The 23,384-nt window shown below is 42.8% G+C and carries 26 protein-coding genes and 1 other annotated feature; of the genes, 10 read left to right on the top strand and 16 right to left on the bottom strand.

Annotated features, from left to right (window positions below; translation table 11 throughout):
- Nucleotide 1 precedes the first annotated feature (1 nt).
- Together yjbM and BM213_RS05190 are read right to left on the bottom strand one after the other, a co-directional pair.
- A complete protein-coding gene (gene yjbM / locus BM213_RS05195) occupies nt 2-640 on the bottom strand; it encodes a GTP diphosphokinase (RefSeq protein WP_091701693.1) in 639 nt (212 codons plus the stop codon).
- 12 nt (nt 641-652) lie between these two features.
- Nucleotides 653-1,009, bottom strand: coding sequence for a UPF0738 family protein (locus BM213_RS05190; protein ID WP_091701690.1), 357 nt, complete (start codon nt 1,007-1,009; stop codon nt 653-655).
- Nucleotides 1,010-1,142: 133 nt separating this feature from the next.
- Between BM213_RS05190 and BM213_RS05185 the strand changes: the two genes are divergently transcribed.
- From BM213_RS05185 to BM213_RS14645, 5 genes are all read left to right on the top strand, one after another.
- Nucleotides 1,143-1,733, top strand: a complete 591-nt coding sequence (locus BM213_RS05185; RefSeq protein ID WP_091701688.1) for a CYTH domain-containing protein — start codon at nt 1,143-1,145, stop codon at nt 1,731-1,733.
- Complete coding sequence (locus BM213_RS05180) at nt 1,730-2,335, top strand: lytic transglycosylase domain-containing protein (protein ID WP_091701685.1); 606 nt, start codon at nt 1,730-1,732, stop codon at nt 2,333-2,335. The genes BM213_RS05185 and BM213_RS05180 overlap by 4 nt, the downstream gene beginning before the upstream one ends.
- A 56-nt stretch (nt 2,336-2,391) precedes the next feature.
- A complete protein-coding gene (locus BM213_RS05175; RefSeq protein WP_091701682.1) occupies nt 2,392-2,793 on the top strand; it encodes a globin domain-containing protein in 402 nt (133 codons plus the stop codon).
- Complete coding sequence (locus BM213_RS05170; RefSeq protein WP_091701680.1) at nt 2,780-3,628, top strand: ClpXP adapter SpxH family protein; 849 nt, start codon at nt 2,780-2,782, stop codon at nt 3,626-3,628. The genes BM213_RS05175 and BM213_RS05170 overlap by 14 nt, the downstream gene beginning before the upstream one ends.
- Before the next feature lie 220 nt (nt 3,629-3,848).
- Nucleotides 3,849-4,013 carry a hypothetical protein gene (locus BM213_RS14645; protein WP_167357374.1) on the top strand — a complete coding sequence of 55 codons (165 nt, stop codon included), beginning with the start codon at nt 3,849-3,851 and terminating at the stop codon, nt 4,011-4,013.
- An 81-nt stretch (nt 4,014-4,094) separates the two neighbouring features.
- Here the strand turns inward: BM213_RS14645 and pepF are convergent, their stop codons facing one another.
- Both pepF and BM213_RS05160 read right to left on the bottom strand, forming a co-directional pair.
- Entirely contained in the window at nt 4,095-5,891 is a 1,797-nt protein-coding gene (gene pepF, locus BM213_RS05165) for an oligoendopeptidase F (RefSeq protein WP_091701677.1), read from the bottom strand.
- A gap of 38 nt (nt 5,892-5,929) precedes the next feature.
- A complete protein-coding gene (locus tag BM213_RS05160; RefSeq protein WP_091701675.1) occupies nt 5,930-7,114 on the bottom strand; it encodes a competence protein CoiA in 1,185 nt (394 codons plus the stop codon).
- Between the two features lie 222 nt (nt 7,115-7,336).
- Between BM213_RS05160 and mecA the strand changes: the two genes are divergently transcribed.
- Complete coding sequence (mecA, locus tag BM213_RS05155) at nt 7,337-7,999, top strand: adaptor protein MecA (protein WP_091701672.1); 663 nt, start codon at nt 7,337-7,339, stop codon at nt 7,997-7,999.
- 59 nt (nt 8,000-8,058) lie between these two features.
- Nucleotides 8,059-9,564 carry a cardiolipin synthase gene (gene cls, locus BM213_RS05150; RefSeq protein WP_091701669.1) on the top strand — a complete coding sequence of 502 codons (1,506 nt, stop codon included), beginning with the start codon at nt 8,059-8,061 and terminating at the stop codon, nt 9,562-9,564.
- A gap of 13 nt (nt 9,565-9,577) precedes the next feature.
- Here cls and spxA read toward each other — a convergent pair whose 3' ends face one another.
- Nucleotides 9,578-9,988 (bottom strand): transcriptional regulator SpxA, encoded by a 411-nt coding sequence (gene spxA / locus BM213_RS05145; RefSeq protein ID WP_003395380.1) that lies wholly within the window; start codon nt 9,986-9,988, stop codon nt 9,578-9,580.
- A 252-nt stretch (nt 9,989-10,240) separates the two neighbouring features.
- Here spxA and BM213_RS05140 point away from each other — a divergent pair, with 252 nt between their 5' ends.
- Nucleotides 10,241-10,432, top strand: coding sequence for a hypothetical protein (locus BM213_RS05140; RefSeq protein ID WP_091701667.1), 192 nt, complete (start codon nt 10,241-10,243; stop codon nt 10,430-10,432).
- Nucleotides 10,433-10,535: 103 nt separating this feature from the next.
- Here the strand turns inward: BM213_RS05140 and BM213_RS05135 are convergent, their stop codons facing one another.
- From BM213_RS05135 to BM213_RS05115, 5 genes are all read right to left on the bottom strand, one after another.
- The gene (locus tag BM213_RS05135; RefSeq protein WP_091701662.1) at nt 10,536-11,471 is read right to left on the bottom strand and encodes an ABC transporter ATP-binding protein; all 936 of its coding nucleotides are present in this window, start codon (nt 11,469-11,471) and stop codon (nt 10,536-10,538) included.
- Complete coding sequence (locus BM213_RS05130; RefSeq protein WP_091701659.1) at nt 11,468-12,520, bottom strand: ABC transporter ATP-binding protein; 1,053 nt, start codon at nt 12,518-12,520, stop codon at nt 11,468-11,470. The genes BM213_RS05135 and BM213_RS05130 overlap by 4 nt, the downstream gene beginning before the upstream one ends.
- 13 nt (nt 12,521-12,533) lie before the next feature.
- The gene (gene opp3C, locus BM213_RS05125) at nt 12,534-13,544 is read right to left on the bottom strand and encodes an oligopeptide ABC transporter permease (protein ID WP_091701657.1); all 1,011 of its coding nucleotides are present in this window, start codon (nt 13,542-13,544) and stop codon (nt 12,534-12,536) included.
- Nucleotides 13,544-14,473, bottom strand: coding sequence for an oligopeptide ABC transporter permease (opp3b, locus tag BM213_RS05120; RefSeq protein ID WP_003395390.1), 930 nt, complete (start codon nt 14,471-14,473; stop codon nt 13,544-13,546). Before opp3b ends, opp3C begins: the two co-directional genes overlap by 1 nt.
- Before the next feature lie 103 nt (nt 14,474-14,576).
- Nucleotides 14,577-16,223 (bottom strand): peptide ABC transporter substrate-binding protein, encoded by a 1,647-nt coding sequence (locus BM213_RS05115; RefSeq protein ID WP_091701654.1) that lies wholly within the window; start codon nt 16,221-16,223, stop codon nt 14,577-14,579.
- 292 nt (nt 16,224-16,515) lie between these two features.
- Between BM213_RS05115 and BM213_RS05110 the strand changes: the two genes are divergently transcribed.
- Complete coding sequence (locus tag BM213_RS05110; protein WP_091701652.1) at nt 16,516-16,845, top strand: DUF3899 domain-containing protein; 330 nt, start codon at nt 16,516-16,518, stop codon at nt 16,843-16,845.
- Between the two features lie 35 nt (nt 16,846-16,880).
- Nucleotides 16,881-17,109: a binding site (T-box leader), on the top strand.
- A gap of 48 nt (nt 17,110-17,157) precedes the next feature.
- Entirely contained in the window at nt 17,158-18,147 is a 990-nt protein-coding gene (gene trpS / locus BM213_RS05105; protein WP_091701649.1) for a tryptophan--tRNA ligase, read from the top strand.
- A gap of 31 nt (nt 18,148-18,178) precedes the next feature.
- Here trpS and BM213_RS05100 read toward each other — a convergent pair whose 3' ends face one another.
- From BM213_RS05100 to BM213_RS05075, 6 genes are all read right to left on the bottom strand, one after another.
- Nucleotides 18,179-18,919 carry a YjbA family protein gene (locus tag BM213_RS05100; RefSeq protein ID WP_091701647.1) on the bottom strand — a complete coding sequence of 247 codons (741 nt, stop codon included), beginning with the start codon at nt 18,917-18,919 and terminating at the stop codon, nt 18,179-18,181.
- Nucleotides 18,920-18,995: 76 nt separating this feature from the next.
- The gene (locus tag BM213_RS05095) at nt 18,996-19,202 is read right to left on the bottom strand and encodes a YuzI family membrane protein (protein ID WP_003395399.1); all 207 of its coding nucleotides are present in this window, start codon (nt 19,200-19,202) and stop codon (nt 18,996-18,998) included.
- A gap of 55 nt (nt 19,203-19,257) precedes the next feature.
- Nucleotides 19,258-19,980 (bottom strand): DUF2268 domain-containing putative Zn-dependent protease, encoded by a 723-nt coding sequence (locus BM213_RS05090; protein WP_091701644.1) that lies wholly within the window; start codon nt 19,978-19,980, stop codon nt 19,258-19,260.
- A 72-nt stretch (nt 19,981-20,052) separates the two neighbouring features.
- Nucleotides 20,053-21,294 carry a beta-ketoacyl-ACP synthase II gene (gene fabF, locus BM213_RS05085; protein WP_091701641.1) on the bottom strand — a complete coding sequence of 414 codons (1,242 nt, stop codon included), beginning with the start codon at nt 21,292-21,294 and terminating at the stop codon, nt 20,053-20,055.
- A 33-nt stretch (nt 21,295-21,327) separates the two neighbouring features.
- Nucleotides 21,328-22,260 carry a beta-ketoacyl-ACP synthase III gene (locus BM213_RS05080; RefSeq protein ID WP_091701638.1) on the bottom strand — a complete coding sequence of 311 codons (933 nt, stop codon included), beginning with the start codon at nt 22,258-22,260 and terminating at the stop codon, nt 21,328-21,330.
- Between the two features lie 107 nt (nt 22,261-22,367).
- Nucleotides 22,368-23,321: a BMP family ABC transporter substrate-binding protein gene (locus tag BM213_RS05075; protein WP_091701636.1), complete on the bottom strand. Its 954-nt coding sequence runs from the start codon at nt 23,319-23,321 to the stop codon at nt 22,368-22,370.
- Between the last annotated feature and the right edge of the window lie 63 nt (nt 23,322-23,384).

Raw genomic sequence — 23,384 nt, 5'->3', positions numbered from 1 at the left:
TTCACTCCTCGCTCTCTTTTAACTCTTGTTTGCGCGAAAACACCGCTTGCGCTTCTTGAATTTCAAAGCGAATTTTTGACATTTCTTCATCAAGCAAATACGCCGCTTCCGCTGCGCGCTGTAAGCGCAGTTTAATGTCTTCTGGGAAATTCCCGCTATACTTATAGTTTAAAGAATGTTCGATCGTCGCCCAAAAATTCATCGCAAGCGTTCGAATTTGAATTTCCACTAAAATGTTTTTTTCTCCGTAAATCATTTGCACCGGATAACGAATGACGACATGGTACGAACGATACCCGCTCTCTTTTTTTTGCGTAATGTAATCGCGCTCTTCAACGATCGTAAAATCGTTTCGCTGCCGAAGCAATTGAACGACCGTCTTAATGTCATCGACAAATTGACACATCATGCGCAAACCAGCAATATCTTGCATTTGTTGTTCAAGTTGATCGAGTGGAATATTTTTCTTTTGCGCTTTATCTAAAATGCTAGCGATCGGTTTCACTCTTCCTGTCACAAACTCGATCGGGGAATGAACACCTTGCATTTCAAATTGGGCGCGCATCCCTTTTAGCTTTACTTTCAGCTCTTCCACCGCCTGTTTATACGGTGCTAAAAAAAACTCCCAATGTTTCTCCATTCAACCACCTACTTATGCGAAAAATGCCGTTACCGCCTGTTCCATTTCGTCGCCGTAGTTTGCATTTCCTTTAATGTTTTCAATTAAATATGCCATTTCTTCATGAATTCCATCTAATGCGATCGTCGTATCGCTCCCGGCAAGAAATACGGGCTCTTTTGTCGCGAGCACCTCTTTCAGCGCCCCCCAAACATTTTTTGGCATGACGACATAAACGAACGCATCTTCTGCTTCTAATATGTATATGAACGCACATTCGTCTGAATCAACAAGCATATGCTGTCTCGGCTGAAGACTTTGAAGCGACGCATCGCACATCATCATCCAACCGCGTTCTTGTCTTTCTGCTGCATGTACATATATTTTCATTTCCTTTCCTCCATCATCTATGATGTCCGCCTTTATTTTACCACATTTCGCCTAACGATGTTCACTAGTTGCACTTTTTCGCATATATGTCGATAATAAAAGATAGACATGACGCAAGGGAGCAAAAAGAAAGATGAAACGGGAATTAGAAATTGAATTTAAAAACGTGTTGACGGCTGAAGAATTTTCCCGCTTAACGAACGCATTTTGCGTGCGCGATGAAGAATGGAGCGTGCAACAAAATTATTATTTTGATACGCCCGACTTTCAATTAAAACAACAAAAAAGCGCATTACGCATTCGTTTTAAAAATGGGACATATACATTAACATTAAAACAACCACATGAAGACGGGTTATTAGAGACGCACGAGCCTCTCACCGCACAAATGGCGACGTCGCTTATTGCAGGAGAGCAACCGCTTGCGGGCGATATGGCGCGCACGCTACAATCGCTTCACATTGACCCGGCAGCTGTCGTTTGCTTTGGCGCACTCACTACTCACCGCGTCGAACGGGCGTACAAAACCGGCACGCTCGTGTTCGATTACAGTGAATATATGAACGTGTCTGACTATGAAATCGAATATGAAGCAAATGATCGCGTACAAGGCGAAAACACATTTATGGAGCTATTACAGTCGTTTCATATTCCAAAGCGGCAAACGAAAAATAAAATTGAACGATTTTACGAAGCAAAATACGAAACGGAGCGATCGTCATGAACGTGCAACAAATTAAATTGCTTTTAGAGCTACAAGCGTTGCAACATTTACAAGGAAAAAAAGAAGCGCCAACGACATCGTTTCACGATCTTTTTCGCGAGTTGTTAACAACCGAAACAGACGGAGAAACAGAAACGATACGTCCATCACTTCCAATGATGACAAGCGCTGAAACGAAAGCGCCGACATACGAAGAAAAGCCGCTTCAAAAACAGGCGATTCATCAATGGATTGACGAGGCGGCAACAAAATACGATGTCGATCCGAATCTCGTTTATGCGATCATTCGCCATGAATCAAACTTTCATCCACAAGCAAAAAGCCGGGCTGGTGCGATGGGGCTCATGCAGTTAATGCCGAGCACGGCACGCATGTTAGGCGTAACTGATGCGTTTGACCCGCAGCAAAACATTGAAGGGGGCACGAAATATATACGCCAACTTCTTGACCGTTATGACGGCAACGTTGCGCTTGCCCTTGCAGCATATAACGCAGGGTCGGGCAACGTCGATAAGTACGGCGGCATTCCGCCTTTTCGTGAAACGATGAGCTACGTCAAAAAAGTCATGCAAACATATTACTCCGCAAGTCGCATCGTTTGAGATGAAAGAAAGTCGTTGTTACAATATTGATATATTTCGGCAAAGGAGTTTTCGATATGTTTCAATCCCCTTACGAAGCGCTTGGAGGCGAACAAGTTGTCTCAAAACTCGTTGATGCCTTTTACGAACGAGTGGCGAAACATCCCGACTTAGCGCCTATTTTCCCGACAGACTTAACAGAAACAGCGCGAAAACAAAAACAATTTTTAACGCAATATTTAGGCGGGCCTCCGCTTTATACAGCTGAACACGGACATCCGATGTTGCGCGCTCGCCACTTGCCATTTCCGATTACGCCAACGCGCGCAAAAGCGTGGCTTGCTTGCATGCACGAAGCGATGGACGCGGTCGGCTTGCAAGGGCCGGTGCGAGATGAATTGTATCAACGGCTTATTTTAACTGCCCAACATATGATTAATACGCCAGAAGACGAGCGAAAGGAGCATGACGGTGAATGAAAAAGTAGTCGCTACGCAAAAAGGAACGACAAAGCAAAAACAATTAGAAATTTACTTATTTGTCGATCCTCTTTGCCCGGACTGTTGGGCGCTTGAACCTGTGTTGAAAAAACTGTGGATCGAATACGGGCAATATTTTACGTTGCGCCACGTATTAACAGGACAGCTAGATAGACTGAACGGCGCGAATTATAAACGAATTGACCGGCATGCGACGCGCATCGGCATCGCCTGTGACGATCGCATTTCCCTGCAATCACCATTGCCGATTCCATACGTCGCCTCGCTTGCCGTCAAGGCAGCAGAACTGCAAGGAAGGCAAGCGAGCATTCGCTTTTTACGACAACTGCAAGAAATTGTATTTCTTCAAGGGAAAACGATCACAAACACAGGTACGCTCATTCAATGCGCGATTGACGCCGGCTTAGACGTACAAGAATTTATAAAAGACTTATCTTCACCGAGTGCGGTCAAGGCGTTTCAATGCGATTTAAAAATTAGTGCGGAAATGGACGTTCGCGAAGTTCCAACGCTCGTCTTTTTTAATGAAAACATTGAAGAGGAAGGCATTAAAATTTCAGGCTGTTATCCGTACGATGTATACGTCGATTTAATCCATGAAATGCTCGGATTTCATCCTCAACCGTCTCCGCTTCCACCGATGGAACAGTTTTTGCATCATGCCCAATTCGTCACAACGGATGACATTGCGATGGTGTACAACATGCCGCATGGTAAAGCAGAATGCGAGTTAAAAAAGTTGCGCCTGAAACGAAAAGTAGAAAAAGTCGGCCCGTTTTGGAAGTGGGTTGACAAAGAAAAAGGACTCGGCTAAATGCCGGGTCCTTTTTCTTTGTCATAAAGACAACAAAGGGGATGGGAGAAATTTCTCACGGTCAAACAAAGGGGTATAAGTTTGTTTGATTGTGATTCACTTCACGTTTATATATTAACAAACTCTTTTATGTCTTGACAAGTGTTTTGTTTATTTGTTCACACATTTGTCATAATTATTTTCGCGCTTGCTTATTATGAATAAGTAAGGGGGGATCAGCATGTTCGCGTTGCATATCGTCTGGATCATCGTCGCATGGATCATTCATTTTTTTGCATTAATGCGCTTATTTCCGCTGCTCATCTCAACTCCGTTTTTATTTCTTTCTCTCCTTTCGTTTTTTACGTATCTTAACAACCGCCACCGCTTTCGCGGATTTCATTGAAAAAGACGAAACGTAAAAACCGAAAGAACGCTGTATGTACAACATTCTTTCGGTTTTTGTTTTGACGTATTTAGATAGCTTTTATAATAGCTGTTCAAGTTCTTGCAGTTTTTGTTCAAACACGTGGCAAGCTTGTTCAATTGGATGTGGAGACGTCATGTCGACTCCCGCTTTTTTCAACACTTCAATCGGATAGTCCGAGCTTCCAGCTTTTAAAAATTCAATATATCGCCCAACTGCTCGCTCGCCTTCTTCTAAAATTTGTTTACTTAACGCTGTTGCCGCGCTAAAACCTGTCGCATATTGGTACACGTAATAATTGTAATAAAAATGCGGAATGCGCGCCCATTCTAATCCGATTTCTTCGTCGATGACGACACCATCTCCAAAGTACGTTTTGTTTAGCTCGTAATATTTTTCCGTCAACACTTGCGCTGTCAAGGCCTCACCGTTTTGTACCATTTGGTGAATCATATGTTCAAACTCCGCAAACATCGTCTGGCGGAAGACGGTGCCGCGGAACGTCTCTAAATAATGATTTAATAAATACAACCGTTTTTTCTCATCATCGATCGTTTTTAATAAATAGTCGTTCAATAGCGCCTCATTGCACGTTGACGCCACTTCCGCTACGAAAATCGAATAGTTTCCGTACGGATACGGTTGATATTTGCGCGTATAATAGCTATGCACCGAATGGCCAAACTCGTGCGCAAGCGTAAATAAGTTATTGACATTATCTTGCCAGTTCATTAAAATGTACGGATTCGTGCCGTACGAACCAGACGAGTATGCGCCACTTCGTTTGCCGCGCGTTTCATGCACATCGACCCAACGATTGTCAAATCCTTCTTTCACGATCGCAATATATTGTTCGCCAAGCGGAGCGAGCCCTTTTAATAATAACTCTTTCGCTTCTTCATACGTCACTTTCATATCGACTTGTTTCACAAGCGGCGTATATAAATCGTACATATGTAACTCATCTAATCCGAGGACGCGCTTGCGCAAATGAACATAACGATGTAAAAGCGGCAAATATCGGTGAATCGTTTCAATTAAGTTATCGTACACCGTTTCAGGAATTTGGTTTTTACTTAATGCCGCCTCGCGCGCTGAACGATAGTTGCGAACGCGCGCAAAAAAGTTGTTGCGCTTCACCGCCCCGTTTAACGTGCTAGCGAACGTATTTTCATATTTACGATATGTATCGTATACCGCTTTAAACGCATCGTGACGGACGCGGCGATCTTCGCTTTCAAGAAAACGAATGTAACGACCGTGCGTAACTTCCACTTCTTCCCCGTTCTCATCTTGAATCGTCGGAAAACGCAAATCGGCATTGTTTAGCGCCCCAAACGTATTGCTCGACGCGTTCATGACATCCGCTGCTTGCGCAAGCAACGCCTCCTCTTTTTCCGATAACACGTGCGGACGTTGACGATTCATTTCATCTAACTCATGTTCATACAACCGGAGCGGTTCATATTGTTGTAAAAACGTGCGCAACACGTCTTCATCTAACGCTAAAATTTCCGGCACGATAAACGCCATCACATTGCCTGCTTCAGCATACAAACTTTCCGCTCTCGTTTCAAACGCTTGATAAAACGAATTGGCCGTATCTTCATCATGGCGCATATGTGCGTACGCATATAATTTTCCTAGTCGCATGAACACATGGTCGCGATATTGTAACGCTTCATATAACGTTTGCGCGCTCTCTCCAAGCCTACCTTTATATTCCGAAAATTTCGGAAGAAGCGCTGCAATCGCTTGAAACTCCTCTTCCCACTGTTCATCTGTTGCGAAAATATCTTCTAAACGCCACGTATACTGTACGGGAACGTCTTTGCGTGTCGGCAATGTTTTTGCCATATTTCTCACCTCTTGCCTTAAAAATGTTTACTTATATATTATTCTCGTTTTATAAAAAAATCCTCTTTTTTGCTTACAATTCGTCGCAACACGTCTTCATCTCCCTTCATCGCTTCTTCGATCGTGCTTGGCAGCGACCATGAGCGAATGCGTTGAAACGAGCTTTTTCCAACTTTTTTTAAAAAGCGGAGCGACACGAGCGCATGCAAATAGTCCATGAGCGCATAGGAATAATGACTTGTTGTCACGAGCGGCAGTTGGCGAACGCGAACGATATTTTGACGAATGAAACGTTGCAATTGTTCATATAATTGATGAAACGAAAACGTCACATGAAGTGGAACGGCCATCATCTCCATTAACATATACGTCTGCCAAATAAACGGAGGGGTTTCAAACCAATACGAATGGCGAAGCGGAATGCCCGCCTCGTGTGGAAACAACGACGGCATCATATGGGCATTGTACACGATGTGGCAAAATGTACGGTTCGTTCGGTAATATAGAGGAGATAGCCGCCATTGCTTCTTTTTCATGTTCCAAACGTAAAAAAGCGTGTCAGCTTGTGGTTGGGGCGTCATGTGAAGGAAAGTAAATGACATCGCATGAAGCGGAACGGTCGTCCATTGGCCGTATGCGAGCGTTGCTGATAGCGGAATGAGATGATGAAGAAATGAAAATTGTTTACGGATCGGGCAATAAAACGTGATCGTCCCATTGTCATTGAAAAAAAGCCATGAAAAAGAAGATAACTGAAACAGCAAACCGCGGCGCTGAAGGTAGGATCGGTGAAGAATCCAAACCGGAACGATGTTTGCACACATATACGCTTTCGTTCGTTTCATAAATAACGACATCGGGATGAGTGAACATTGATATTCGAGCGCATACATCTTTTCCTTATACGATACAAACACATCTGGACGCTGTTGAATATGCGGCAAATATTTTTCTACTTCCGCTTTCAACGGTCCGCCTTTCACCCATTCGTACAGCTGTTGTTTTCCTTGTAAATGTGCAGTAGTTTCCCGCTCCGTTTCAATGACGCATCTCGTTTCGTGGGCAAAATGCGGCATTCGTTTTTTTCCAATTTTCAATTGCACGCGCCCAAAACAAACGGGACAAATAAACGACTTCGTCTCACGCCATCGTTGGAGCTGCTCGACCGTCCAGCCGTCCAATAGCGAACATACTTCTCCATTTTCGAATAACGCAATAAACATGTGATCTCCCCTTTCTCCTACATTTTTTTCACCAAATGTTCCTTTTCTCCTGCAAAGAAAACAAAAATAGGGGAACAACTAAATTTATTGAATTAGGCGTTTTTTATTTCCCTTCTTTCGCATTTTGTCATACAATAGAAGTACAAGATGTAGGAGGATGGGCGAACGCTCGGGGATACATTCCCTTCCTGATTGGATCATTGTAGAAGGGAGTTGAAGAATATGGAAATCGAACGCATCAATGAATATACGTTAAAGCTATATATATCATATGGCGACATTGAAGAGCGCGGATTTGATCGCGAAGAAATTTGGTTTAATCGCGAGCGAAGCGAAGAATTATTTTGGGAGATGATGGATGAAATTCATCAAGAAGTGGAACTTTATTTAGAAGGTCCGCTTTGGATTCAAGTGCATGCAGTGGAAAAAGGGATAGAAGTATTTGTTACGAAAGCGCAAATTTCAAAAGACGGAACAAAGCTCGAATTGCCTATTCTCGATGAACGGTTTAAAGACTTGCCTGTCGATGAAAAAATCGAGCAAATATTAGACCAACATTTTAACATGATTAAAGCCGCATCGACAGCGCCCGAAAATCCACTTCAGTTCGTCATTCGCTTTAAAACGATCGAGGACGTCATCTCGTTAGCGCATCGTCGCGATTTTTCAACGTTAAACAACCGGCTATTCGCGCTAGAAAACAAATATTATTTATACGTCGAATTTACGGAAGATGATCATGACCACGACATTGATAATATGCTAAGCATATTGCTTGAATACGGGCAAGATTCCCAAATGACGATTCATCGTCTCGAAGAATACGGAAAAACGATTATTGCCGAACAGGCGCTAACGATTATCGCTAAACATTTTCCAAACTAATACGCCGATTTCAATCAATTGAAATCGGCTTTTTTTCGCAAGGGTTAGGTGAATGACAAATGAGAAACGCCTTAAAAGTTGCAATCTTTTTGCTTGCTTTCATCGGGATATTAGCTGTGACAAAAGATCATTGGGAAGGCTGGCTGCTCGGAACGTTCAGCTTATTCGTCACCTTGTCGGTCATTTTCATTTCGTTTGTCATCTTTTTAGAAAACCGTCATCCGTCGAAGACGCTCACATGGCTCGTTGTATTTGGCAGCTTTCCTCTCATCGGCTTCATTTTTTATTTGTTGTTCGGTCAAAACTATCGGAAAAAGCGGCTATTTCGAAAAAAAGCGTTGCTCGATGAACAAACGTTTCGCAAAATGGAAACGAATCGACATCACGACCGAAAGCTATATATGAAGCCTCACCAACAGCCGTTGTTGCAGCTTGCGAAACGGCTGACGAAAGAGACGATTTCAACCGCTACGCAAACGCGCGTCTTAACGAACGGAGAAGAAACGTTTGCCGCTATTTTTGCCGAATTGGAAAAAGCAGAACATCATATTCATCTTGAATATTATATTGTCCGCGATGACGACATCGGTCAGCGCTTAAAACAAATATTAATGAACAAGGCGAAAAAAGGGGTACACGTCCGCTTTTTATATGATGCGGTCGGAAGCTGGCAGCTATCGAAAACGTACATACAGGAGATGCGTGAAGCTGGCGTCGATATCATCCCTTTCTCCCCTGTGCGCTTGCCGTTTTTAAACAATAAAATTAACTTCCGCAACCATCGAAAAATTATCGTCATTGATGGAAAAGTCGGCTTTGTCGGCGGCTTAAATATCGGGGACGAATATTTAGGAAAAAACGAATATTTCGGGTTTTGGCGCGATACGCATTTACTCGTTTACGGAGAAGCGGTTCGCACGTTGCAGCTCATCTTCTTGCAAGATTGGTATTACATGACTGGGCAATCGTTGTTGACGATGAACTATTTACATGCGCCTACAGTGCATGGTCATCATCTTGGTGGCGTTCAACTTGTAGCAGGCGGACCAGATACGAAATGGGAAGTGCTGAAACATTTATTTTTTGCGATGATTACATCAGCACAGCGCTCCATTTGGATCGCCTCCCCATACTTCATTCCAGATGAAGATATTTTGACGGCGTTAAAAGTAGCGGCATTAAGCGGAATTGATGTGCGGCTTCTTGTTCCGAAGCGCCCTGATAAAAAAATCGTTTTTTACGCTTCTCGCTCGTATTTCCCTGAACTGCTAGAAGCGGGAGCGACCATTTATGAATACGAAAAAGGATTTATGCACAGCAAAATTATCGTTGTTGACGGCGAACTCGCGTCGATCGGCACAGCGAATATGGATATGCGCAGCTTCCATTTGAACTTTGAAGTGAATGCGTTTTTATATCAAACACCGAGCGTGCAAACGTTAGTCGATGATTTTATAAACGACTTCGAGCATTCATCAAAAATTGATATCAATCAATTCAAATGCCGACCGCTTTGGATGCGGCTCGCCGAGTCGACTGCTCGCCTCCTTTCGCCGCTATTGTAAAAAGGCTTAGCGTTTATGCTAAGCCTTTACTGTTGACGAGCTGTTGTGCCTGACGCAATTGATACGTCCGCACTTTTCTCGGTAAAAAGCGGCGAATTTCATCTTCGTTGTAACCAACTTGCAGGCGCTTCTCGTCCATGATAATCGGACGGCGCAAAAGCCCTGGATGTTGGCGAATAATTTCATATAAATCTTGTAGCGGCAATGAATCGACTTGAATATTTAGCTTTTGAAAAATTTTTGATCTCGTCGAAATAATTTCGTCTGTCCCGTTTTCGGTCATGCGCAAAATGCCTTTAATTTCTTCAATTGTTAACGGTTCAGCGAAAATATTGCGCTCTTTATACGGAATGTTATGCTCTTCTAACCACGCTTTTGCTTTTCGGCAAGACGTACAACTCGGCGATGAATACACGATCACCATATATCAATCACTCCCTTAAACATGGGTTGCTTTGCTAGCTTCTGTATTAAAACACATCTTATTTTAAAATAAATTTAAAAAACTCTACAACGTACATTATATAACAAAAAAGTTTAGAAAGATACACCTTTTTTCAATTTTACCCAACATATTATACGGTTGTCCGATAAAAATGGTTTCATTTTTCGTTGCGTTCATTTGCAATTTTCTCTACAATAAAAGTACAGATGGCAAACAAAGGGGGAAGTGACAATGGCGCAATTTTTTATTGACTTTACGATTGTCGCTATTTTAGTGATTGGAATAACTGCGCTCATGGGCGTCATTTTAAACAGCATCGGGGAAAACGTATTTGGCGGACGAAAAAAGCGGCTACATACAGCGATGAGCGAACATGTGCAAACAGGATGGAAAATGGTCGGCGGCAAAAAAGCTTCGAGATAATCTCGGAGCTTTTTTTAAAAACGAAATAGTCGAATAAATCGAAATATTGTATAATACTTTAGTGCATCAAACGAAAAAAGCTAATCTCTCGAAAGCCGAGAGATTAGCTGTACATCGCCTTATATGTTTCGTACTCTGCTTCAGAGCAGTAAACGAAATGGCCTGGCGTAATTTCGCGCATGCGCACATCTTCGCCTTCTTTATAGTTATGTTGTGTCGGGTCGTAAATAATCCGTTTTCGTGTCCGCTCTGTTTCTGGATCTGGATGTGGAATCGCAGAAAGGAGCGATTTTGTATACGGATGAATCGGATTGCGATACAGTTCTTCTGCATCGGCAAGCTCAACCATTTTTCCGAAATACATAACACCGATGCGATCGCTAATGTATTTCACCATCGACAAGTCGTGCGCGATAAATAAATACGTTAACCCTTTTTCACGCTGCAGCTTTTTCATTAAGTTGACGACTTGCGCTTGAATCGATACGTCTAACGCCGAGATTGGCTCGTCCGCGATAATAAACTCCGGCTCAACAGCGAGCGCGCGCGCAATGCCGATTCGTTGGCGCTGACCGCCGGAAAACTCATGCGGATAACGGTTCGCATGGTCGCGGTTTAAACCGACCGTCTCAAGCAATTCATATACGCGATTCATGCGCTCTTCTTTCGACTTCGCCAATCCGTGAATATCGATTCCTTCCGCAATAATGTCCGCAACCGTCATACGCGGGTTTAATGACGCATACGGGTCTTGGAAAATCATTTGCATTTTTCGCTTTAACTCTTTCGCTTCTTTCGCTGACTTTTTCCGATGCACACTTTTCCCGTTAAACAACACTTCGCCGCCTGTTGCTTCATATAGCCCGATAATTGTACGGCCTGTCGTTGACTTTCCACATCCTGATTCCCCTACGAGACCGAGCGTTTCACCTTTATAAATATCGAACGTCACATCGTCAACAGCCTTTACAACTTGACCTTTGCCGACTTTAAAATATTGTTTTAAGTTTTTCACTTCGACAAGTTTGTTCATCGTCATTTCCCTCCTCGATCCTTCGTTAATGATTCGAACTTTTTCATTCGCTCACGAACGACTTTCGGAGGTTCAACTTTCGGTGCGTTCGGGTGAAGCAACCACGTCGCTGCATAGTGCGTGTCTGATACTTGGAACATTGGCGGCTCCATTTCATAGTCAATTTTTAACGCGTACGCATTACGAGGCGCGAACGCATCGCCTTTTGGCGGATTTAATAAGTCTGGTGGCGTTCCTGGAATGGAGTACAATTCTTCATCTCCGTGCTCTAAGCTTGGCATCGACGCAAGTAGCCCCCACGTATACGGATGTTTCGGATTGTAGAAAATTTCATCGACCGTTCCTTTTTCAACAATTTTTCCTGCATACATGACCGCCACACGATCCGCCACGTTAGCAACTACACCTAAATCATGTGTAATGAATATAATCGATGCGCCTGTCTTTTTTTGAATGTCTTTAATGAGTTCTAAAATTTGCGCTTGAATCGTCACGTCCAGCGCTGTCGTTGGCTCATCGGCAATGAGCACTTTCGGATTGCATGCAAGCGCAATTGCAATAACGACACGTTGGCGCATACCGCCTGATAATTGATGCGGATATTGTTTAAAGCGAAGCGCTGGCTCTTTAATGCCGACAAGATCAAGCAATTCAATGGCGCGCGCTTTCGCCTCCGCTTTTGTCATTTGTTGATGTTTTAACAATACTTCTGTAATTTGTTTTCCGATCGTCATCGTCGGATTTAACGCGGTCATCGGATCTTGGAAAATCATCGAGATTTCCGCACCGCGCACACGTTGCATTTCTTTTTCCGATAGTTTCGTCAAATCGCGACCTTCTAATAAAATTTGTCCTTGCTTAATTTTTGCTGGCGGCATTGGAAGAAGGCGCATGAGCGCTTTTGATGTCACCGATTTTCCTGATCCGGACTCCCCAACAATCGCCAACGTCTCTCCTTTGTACAAATCAAACGATACACCTCGTACAGCTTGTACTTCTCCACCGTACACATCAAACGAAATGTGCAAATCTTTTACTTCGAGCACTTTTTCCATTGTTCCACCTCCTCTATTTACGCATTTTTGGATCAAGCGCATCGCGCAATCCGTCTGCTAATAAGTTAAAGCTTAAAATGAGCAAGCTAATAACAAACGCTGGAATCATCATTAAGTGTGGATATGTTTGAATTGACTTATAACCGTCGTTAACAAGTGAACCGAGCGATGCTTCTGGTGGACGAATACCAAGTCCAATAAAGCTTAAAAACGCTTCTGTGAAAATGGCGCTCGGAATTGTAAACATCGTCGTAATAATAATTGGACCAACGACGTTCGGAAGCAAATGTTTGCCGATAATGCGTGCATCTGACGCTCCGAGCGTACGTGCCGCTAATACGTATTCCATATTTTTTAACTTTAAAATTTGTCCGCGCACAATACGCGCCATCGTCACCCAACCTGTAATAACCATCGCCATCGTTATTGAAATAATTCCCGGCTCAAATACGAGAATAAATAAAATAACGACAATTAAGTTCGGGATACCGACTAATACTTCAATAATACGCTGCATCACATTGTCGACGCGCCCACCGTAAAAACCGGAAATACCACCGTAAATAATTCCAATTAACAAGTCAATGGTTGCAGCTAACACCCCGATATATAACGAAATACGGGCACCATACCACGTACGTGTCCATAAATCGCGACCGAGGTCATCGGTTCCAAACCAATAGTACTCTTTTATACCACGCTTTTCATATACGTTAATGCCGTTCATATCTTTTCCGTTAAACGGAAGCCAATCAATATGTTCTAACACCGGGATACGCGGTGGTAATTTCGCATGACTTAAATTTTGTTGTTTGTACGTACGATCGCTCATGATCGGTGCAAAAATAGCCATCAACGTAATGACAATAATCATGATTAGTCCGAAAACAGCACCTTTATTTTTTCTTAATCGAAGCCAAGCGTCTTGTAAAAACGTTAAGCTTGGACGATTAATTTTTTCCATATCACCTTGACGCTCTGTCGCTAGCTCAAACAACTCAGGAGATAGTTGCTTTTCTGTCATTATTTTTTCCCTCCCGCCAAACGAATTCGCGGATCAATTAAGCCGTAAAGCACGTCCACAATAAAAATAACAAAAATAAATAACGCACTATAGAAAATAGTCGTTCCCATAATGACCGGATAGTCATTTAAGTTAATGGAACGAACGAACTGTTCCCCTAAACCAGGGACAGCAAAAATTTGCTCAATGACAAGTGTTCCTGTCATTAAGTTAACAGCCATCGGACCAAGAATTGTAATAATCGGAATCATTGCATTTCGCAATCCGTGTTTAAAAATGACGCCAAAGCCGCTAATTCCTTTTGCACGCGCTGTTAAAATATAGTCCGAACCGAGCACTTCTAACATTTCTGTACGCATAAAGCGCGCGATGCTCGCGATAACGAATACGGATAACGCTAGCGTTGGCATGATCGTGTACTCAAAACCATCCCAAAACGCAACAGGAAGTAATTTTAATTTTACACCGATGTAATATTGCAACAATCCACCGAATACAAATGATGGAATGGAAATACCTAAAACAGCTAACACCGTTGCTCCATAGTCAACCGCTGTATTATGACGAACAGCAGCGATCACACCGAGCAAAATACCAACAATTGTCCCGAATACGAGCGCTTGAAAACCGAGTTGTGCCGATGGCCCAATGCGATCACCAATAAGCTGTGTGACTGGGCGGTTATCATATTGGAAGGAAACTCCTAAATCACCTTTTACTAAATTGCCTAAATAACGAACGTATTGCACAGGAACTGGATCATTTAGACCATACTTTTCTAAAATGATTTTTTGTTGTTCTGGTGATAGCTTCTCTTGATTTTGGAGGGGGGAGCCTGGGAGAAGCTTCATTAAAAAGAACGTGGCTGTTGCAATGATAAATAGCGTAATAATCATATAAATAAGACGTTGCAACGTATATCGTGCCATATCGCACACCTCCTTAAAAATTAAAAACTTTTTGAAATTTTACTGATTAGCAGGCAAAAGGAGAGTATATGCTTTCGCACATATACTCTCCTTTCTTTTTCGATTACTCGATATAAGCCCACTTATAGCTATTGTCTGGACCGAATGGATGATCAACGATACCTTTCACGTATTCACGCTCTAAGTACGCTGAACCACGTTGGTACATTGGCGCGATAACTGCCTCGTCTAACAAGATTTTCTCAGCTTTTACCATCGCATCCCAACGAGCTTGCAAGTCAGAAAGAAGCGTTGTTTTCGCATCTTTTACAAGTTTGTCATACTCCGCATTTGACCAACCTGTTTGGTTATGAGCACCGTTTGTGACAAACAAATCGATGAATGTCATTGCGTCTTTATAGTCTGGACCCCAACCTGTAAATGAAAGCTCATATTGCATTTTGCTTTCAAGATCAAGCTTTTGTTTAAATGGTTGTTGTTTAATGTTAATTGTTAAACCTGGTAAGTTTGTCTCAAGTTGCTCTTTCAAAAATTCACCGATTTTCTTCGCACTTTCACTGTCGTAGTTTAACAATTCAAGCGTAACTTTGTCTTTGCCAAGCTCTTTTTTCGCTTGTTCCCAATATTTTTTCGCTTCTTCTGCATTAAACGTTAATAAATCGCCATTTTCTTCACGGAAGTCTTTTCCGTTCGGACCTTTAACGAATCCTTCTGGAACGAGGTAGTTCGCTGCTTTAGAACCGTTATTTAAAATCGTCGCAACCATCGCTTCTTTATCGAAGCCCATCGCAATCGCTTTGCGAGCATTTACGTTTTTCAACACTTCATTCTTTTGGTTCATACGAATGTAGAATAACACTGGTTCAGTTTTTGTTTTAAAGTTTTTGTCGCTGCTATATTTGTCAACAAACTCTGCGCTTAAACCGACGCGGTCAGCTTTGTTTGTTTCATACAAGTTTACACCTGTCGCTACATCTTTTACGATGTTGAAGTTAATTGTTTCAAGTTTTACAGTTTGTGCATCCCAATATTGCTCGTTTTTCTTTAATTGGAAGCTTTGCTCATGTTTCCACTCGCTTAATACGAACGGACCGTTGTAAATTGTTGTGTTTGCTTCAAGACCGTATTTGTCCCCTTGCTCTTTCACATACTTTTCATTTTGTGGATAGAATGTAGGGAACGCTAATAAGCTTAAGAAATAAGGAATTGGGTTTTTCAATTCAACTTGTAACGTTTTTTCGTCAATTGCTTTTACGCCTAATTGGTCAACAGGCACTTTTCCTGTGTTTACTTCTTCAGCGTTTTTAATGTCGTACATAATGTATGCATACTCAGCACCTGTATTTGGATCAAGCGCTTTTCTCCATGCAAATACGAAATCGTTTGCTGTTACAGGCTCGCCATTTGACCATTTCGCATCGCGAAGTTTGAATGTGTACACTTTTCCATCTTCGCTTACTTCATAGCTTTCAGCCATTCCTGGCGTTGGCTCGTTGTTTTGGTCTAAACGATATAACCCTTCAAATACGTTGTTCATGACGCGGAATGATACGGAATCAGTTGCTAACGTAGTGTCTAGTGAAGGAATTTCCGAACTTTCTAACAAGTTCAATACTTGCTCTTTTGCTGGTGTTTCTTGTTTTCCTTCATCTGAAGGTTTCGGTTCTTCCGCGTTGTTGCCGCCACATGCTGCTAGCACCATGGAAGCAACAAGAAGAAGAGCGAAAAAGATGGATAACTTTTTCTTCATGCGAGTTTCCCCCTCATTTTTTTATTTTTTTAGATTTTATTTCCATCTTCTGATTTATCAGAAGATTTGAAACACGAGGATATTATATAATGAATTAGTATACTTGAAAAGATTTTTCAAAAACTTTTTTTAAATTTTCTAACATCTTAAACGAATGTAAGGCTTTTTTACAAGTATGATAAAATCAACTTGAGGACTATTTTATTCGTTTTATTCTCATTTGTAAATAGAAAATTTACACTTTTTTTAGTATAATACTTCACAGCGATTAAGCACGAAAGGTGGATAAGTTGTGAAAAAACTAGTTGTGACAAGCGTTCTCGTCTTTTTTATTGCGCTAACAGTTGCACTTTTTTCTGCACATAGATGGCTTACTTTTATTAACGTTTCGTTTCTCCTCGCTCAACCGCTCATCATCATCGGTGGCTTACGGTTCATTTATGAACGAGGATTTTTCGATGTAACGATCGCGAGTTTTAAGCGGTTGTTTCGCTCACCTGTCGAGCGTTATTATGCCCAAGACGAACATGATGATGAAACAAAAACGCAGTGGGGTGCTCCCTTTTTTTTCGCTGGGCTACTCGTAACGTTCATGACGCTCATTTTGTCATACGTCTATTGACATAAAAAAACGAACACCATATAATGTTTTAAAAAACCGATGCGATGACAAAGAATAGTACATATAACGAGGCGTTCAGAGAGCTTGTGGACGGTGCGAACAAGCCGCTAGTTATATGGAATGGGCTTTCGAGCATTCAAGCTGAAACGAAAGTAGGTTTGGACGGTTGCCTTCCGTTACAAAGGCGCCATGCGTAAAGCATGGGCAAAGTGATTGTCGACATGACAATAACTAGGGTGGCACCACGGTTCTATCGTCCCTACAGATGATAGAACCTTTTTTATTTGGAAAAATAAAAAAAGGAGTGATTCGATGAAGACGATTTTTTCTGGCATTCAGCCGAGCGGCGTCATTACGCTCGGCAACTATATCGGGGCGATGAAACAATTTGTTGAACTGCAACACGACTACAACTGCTACTTTTGTATCGTTGATCAACATGCGATTACCGTCCCGCAAGATCGGCTGGCGCTTCGGAAAAACATTCGCAGTTTAGCTGCATTTTATTTAGCGGTCGGCATTGATCCGAACAAATCAACGTTATTTATCCAGTCAGAAGTTCCTGCGCATGCGCAAGCAGGTTGGATTTTACAATGCATCGCCTACATCGGCGAATTGGAGCGCATGACGCAATTTAAAGATAAATCAGCAGGAAAAGAAGCGGTCAGCGCCGGATTGTTAACGTACCCACCACTTATGGCAGCGGACATTTTACTTTACTCGACAGACATCGTTCCTGTTGGTGAAGATCAAAAACAACATATTGAGTTGACACGCGATTTAGCGGAGCGATTCAATAAACGATACGGCGACATTTTCACGATCCCAGAAGCGCGCATTCCGAAAATCGGAGCACGCATTATGTCGCTCACCGATCCGACGAAAAAAATGAGCAAATCCGATCCGAATCAAAAATCGTACATTACGCTGCTTGATGATGCGAAAACGATCGAGAAGAAAGTAAAAAGTGCTGTTACCGACTCAGAAGGCGTCATTCGTTACGATAAAGAAAATAAACCGGGCGTATCGAACTTATTAACGATTTACTCCATTTTGGCGAACGAACCGATCGAACAGCTAGAAGCGCGCTATGCTGGAAAAGGATATGGGGAGTTTAAAGCAGATGTCGCAGAAGCGATTATTAACACCTTAACACCAATTCAAGAAAAATATTATGAGCTCATGGAAAGCACAAAATTAGACGATATTTTAGACGAAGGTGCCGAAAAAGCAAATCGCGTCGCAAGCAAAATGTTAAAGAAAATGGAAAACGCCATCGGCTTAGGTAGAAAAAGAAAATAAAAAACTCAGCTCCGTGTAGGGCTGAGTTTTTTTAATTGACTTTCGGTTCTTGTTCCATTTCCCATAGTTTTTCGAAAAACGGTTGCCCTTTCACGAGCCGCTCGCATAAATGAGCGTGTCGTTCGGACCAACCGTATTTCGCTTCTTCATACAAGCCATTCCACGCTTCTTCAAATGACATTTGCTGAATATACGCATACTTCTTCGGCGCCCATTCCGTATACCAATAGCGCACTTCTGCCGCATTTTTCATTCCATACAGCTGGTCGAGCGCCATAAATAACAGCTGCTTCAATTGCCGCTCTTTCCGTGTCAATCCGCTCATAAGCGCCGGATGCGGCGATAAAATATGATACTCTCTTTCACTTTGTTCAAACGGATATAGACGCACATCTTGCTCTTTCACCATGTCGTACACGAGTTGTTCTTGGCGCGGAATCAGTCGGCTTTTGCGAATCGGAATATGATAGCCAATCGTATCAATTGCAATAATTTCATAACCATCTGTAGCGATAAAACAATATTCAAGCTGAATGCGCTCATGATTTTTACGTACGTACGCTTTTTGATGCACATCTTCAAGCAGCGCCTTCGGAATTTCAGACAAACTATTTTCCAAGTAGTGAAACAGTTGCGTGCTCACTTTTAACACGGGCACTTGATCTAACAACTCAATCGCATCATCTTTTCTCCATTCGTAAAAATGGCAAACGTTATATCCGTTTTCTTCTCCTTCAAACCAATTCACCCAAACATCGTGAAGATATAACATGCATAACCCCTCACTTCGAACGATTTGTTCACAGTATGGTCAGAGGTTGCTCATTTTATTCCATTTCACCCTAAATTTAACCATCATCATGTGAAGGAAAAAAAATGCTTAACCACGTAATGAACAACCCGATCGGAAGAAAATAACATTCTACTTTTGTGCTAATAAATATAACGTATTCTTTCCAGTCTGAACGTGAGGCGATAATGTTTAAATATGCAATCATCGTCGTTCCACCGACGACGGACATGCCAAACCCGAGCAAATAAAAAAAGAAACGCATATATAAGTCCCCCTTGTCCACTACTATATGTATGAACAATAGGACGAACGATGCGTTACAACAAAAAAATTTCTTCCGACGGCATAGCAAATAGCTCAATCATCTTCTTTTTTGTCGACGCCCGCTTCACAATTTCATACCCAACTGCATAGCCAAGCATGCGCGGATAAAATGATAACCCGTATAAAATGGCACGATAGCGCGCATCATCAGGGCGAAGCGACATGTTCGGAACGATCCATTTTTTCGTAAACTTCTTCAGTTGTTCTTCTGTGTAATATGTCGTCCATTTGGCGACATATTCGCTCCCAAGCCGTTCGTATACCGCATGTTCTGCCAATCCTTCCATAACGATGCGGTCAATGAGCGTATATTCTCGTTCATCTTTCGGATCAACGTGTAGACGACAAACGTGATGATATTCGTGAATGAGGAGGGCATAAATATGTTCGTTGGACAGATGAGGAAGTAAAAATAAAAATAGCTGATCGCGAAAAGCGACGCCTGATTTTCCGCCAAACTCGTGTTGAAGTGTACGATTCGTTGCATCTGCAGGGAGAATATAAATTGGCACATCTGGGCCGTTCCACTCTTTTTTTAGCTCCGCAAACTTTTTCGCAACAAATGCCCAAACGTTTTTTTGTTCTAGCTGTTTCATAATCTCGCCTTGATTGCGCCGAGCCATGCCGTACGTAAATAAATGACGTTGCACGTCCTCTTTTATTTTTTCGCGCCATAAATCGCGTTCAAACCAATGTTTCGTATTTACAACCCCCATGATCTTTCCTCCTTTCGTCATTGCCATTGTACGACAAGCGAAAGGAAAACGTGAAAAAGGATGAGGGTGTCCTCATCCTTCGTACGCTTTAAAAATAATTGTTGCATTATGTCCACCAAAGCCAAGCGAATTGCTTAATACAGCGCGCACATTTTGTTTGCGGGCAACGTTTGGTACGTAATCTAAATCGCATTCTGGATCTGGTGTTTCATAGTTAATCGTTGGCGGAATAACGCCATCGTAAATGGATAACACGGAGAAAATCGCTTCAACAGCCCCTGCTGCCCCGAGCAAATGCCCTGTCATCGATTTCGTCGAGCTGACCGCTAGTTTATACGCATGTTCGCCAAATACTTCTTTAATCGCCATCGTCTCATATTTATCGTTATATTCCGTGCTCGTTCCGTGCGCATTAATGTAGTCGATATCTCCTGGCTCCATGTTCGCATCACGAAGCGCTTGACGCATCGCACGAACGCCTCCTTCACCGCCCGGTGCTGGCGCCGTAATATGATACGCATCTCCTGTTGCCCCGTATCCGACAATTTCAGCATAAATGCGCGCACCGCGTGCGAGCGCATGTTCCAGTTCTTCTAAAATGATAACGCCAGCCCCTTCGCCCATAATAAATCCGTCGCGATGTTGATCGAACGGACGGCACGCCGTTTTCGGATCAGGGTTAAACGATAGCGCTTTCGCCGCGCTAAATCCGGCGAACGCCATATGTGTAATCGGCGCTTCTGTTCCGCCTGTAATCATCACATCCGCATCGCCGCGCTCAATGACTTTAAACGCATCACCGATCGAGTTCGTTCCTGTCGCACAAGCGGTGACGGTACATGAGTTTATTCCTTTTGCCCCAAGCATAATCGACACTTGCCCTGCCGCCATATCTGGAATCATCATCGGAACAAAAAACGGGCTGACGCGACGATACCCTTTTTCTAAAAACGTCTTCATTTGCTCTTCATACGTTTCCATCCCGCCGATACCTGAGCCAATCCATACGCCGACGCGCGCTGCGTTTTCCTCTGTAATTTGTAAGTCGGCATCTTTTACTGCCATCATCGAAGCAGCAACCGCATATTGCGTAAATCGATCCATTTTGCGCGCTTCTTTTTTATCGATAAATTGTTCGACATCAAAATCTTTCACTTCCGCTGCCACTTTCGCAGGAAAATCGTCCGCGTTTAACCGTGTGAGCGGACCGATGCCAGATTGTCCGGCAATGATATGTTTCCACGTCGTCTCAACGTCGTTTCCTAACGGTGTCACCGCTCCTAATCCGGTGACAACAACTCGTCTTTTTTTCACCACTCATCACTCCTTTTTTTTCATCATACACCGTTATTTCCCCCAGCGCAACGCGATAGCGCCCCACGTCAAACCGCCGCCAAATCCGACCATAATGATTAAATCGTCATCTTGAATGCGCCCTGCTTCCACTTCTTCAACGATCGAAATAGGAATCGAAGCAGCTGACGTATTGCCATATTTGTTTACTGTAATCGACATGCGTTCAATCGGCAGTTCTAATCGTTCGCGTGCCGCCTCCATAATGCGAATGTTCGCTTGGTGTGGGATTAAAAAGTCAACGTCCGCTTTCGTCAATCCGGCTTTTTCTAATACGCGAATGCATGATTCGCCCATTTGGCGCACCGCAAACTTAAATACTTCCCGTCCGTTCATGACGACGTAATCGTCTTCGTATAAATATTTTCCACCTGTGCCGTCCGCTCCGAGCTCAAACGACACGATGCCTCGTCCTTCAGACACTTTGCCCATCACGACCGCTCCTGCGCCGTCGCCAAACAATACAGCTGTATTTCTGTCATTCCAATCAACAATTTTTGATAACTTTTCCACCCCAACGACGAGTACATATTTGTACGTATTCGTCTCAATAAATTGTTTTGCCGTCACCATCGCATACATAAATCCCGCGCATGCGGCGCTGACGTCAAGAGCCGCCGCATGCACCGCTCCGAGCTTCTCTTGCAGCATACATGCGACAGACGGAAACGCGCGATCTGGTGTCACAGTCGCCACTAAAATCAAGTCAATTTGTTCAGGAGAAATGCCTGCATCGTCAAGGGCACGCTTCGCTGCGATATATCCCATATCGGACGTATCCATGTCATCGGAAGCGATGCGCCGTTCTTCAATGCCTGTTCGCGTTCGAATCCATTCATCTGACGTATCCATTCGTTGTTCTAACTCTTTATTCGTCACAATACGTTCTGGCAAATACCGTCCAATTCCAATAATTCCTGCACTCACGGAAATATCGTCTCCTTTTATTATCAAACTTTATTACTTGGTACTAATTTTACTTTCTTTTTTTATTTCGCGCAATAAAAAAATAAGGAATGTGCTCGACATCCCTTTTACTCATTCGGCAATTTTCCTGTTTGTTTATATCGTTCAACCGCCTTCTTTATTTTTTGTTGGAACGGTTCATCAACGACCGGGCTGAACGTCCCCATTTCGATGACGCCATCTTGAAAATCAACGTACGTCGTCCCTGACGCGAGCTCGCCTTTTATAAACTTTTCTACGGCAAGTTCATACAGTTCATCTACATGTTGAACAGTGCTCGTTAATACCGTTCTCTCCCCTAAATCCGATTGGTCCGTCACATAGCCAATCGCATAAAGTCCGTGTTCTTTTACTTTTTCAATAACAGGGACGTTAAATGTATCACCAGCCGCATATACAACATCGACACCATCGTGAATCATATGGTCTAGTATAGCTAGTGCCGCATCAATATCATCCCAGCTTTGCACATACTCCACGTCGACATGGACGTCTTTTTTTTCATACGACGCCCCTTCAAAAAAGCCGTCTACTTCTGGCTGCCATTCAAATGCAGCAATGACGCCGACTTTATTTGTTTTCGTCATATGTCCGGCGACCATGCCGCCAAAAAAGCCCATCGCATGTCCTTCAAAGTTTAAGCTCGTCACATTTTTTTTCTTCGCCTCTCCGTTAAAAAAAACAAAATGAATGTCGGGATATTGTTCAGCCAACTCATCAAAATAAGCACCGTATTCTTGACCGTGCCCGAAAATGAGATTGACACCTTTTCGTTTAAAGTCTTCGACCGCCTTTTGAGCAGCTGCTTTTGAATCGACTCCTTCTCGATAAAACACTTCTACTCCAAACTTTGCCTGTACACGAAGTAGCCCTTTATATCCTTTCGTTCCCCATACTTGGTCATTGATCGTATCCGAAACGAGCATGCCGACTTTTTGTAGTTTCCCAGATGACATATGTACAGGAGCGCAAGAAGATAATATGAAAATTAGTGCGAACATAAACAATATATATCGCCTCATCAATATGCAACACTCCTTTTTTCTTTTCCCCCTTATTTTACTTGCTTCATTTCTTATTCGTAA

The organism is Anoxybacillus pushchinoensis (assembly GCF_900111795.1).
Taxonomy (GTDB): domain Bacteria; phylum Bacillota; class Bacilli; order Bacillales; family Anoxybacillaceae; genus Anoxybacillus; species Anoxybacillus pushchinoensis.
The sequence above is the reverse complement of the archived record's forward strand: the minus strand, read 5'-3'. Positions and strand labels throughout refer to the sequence as shown.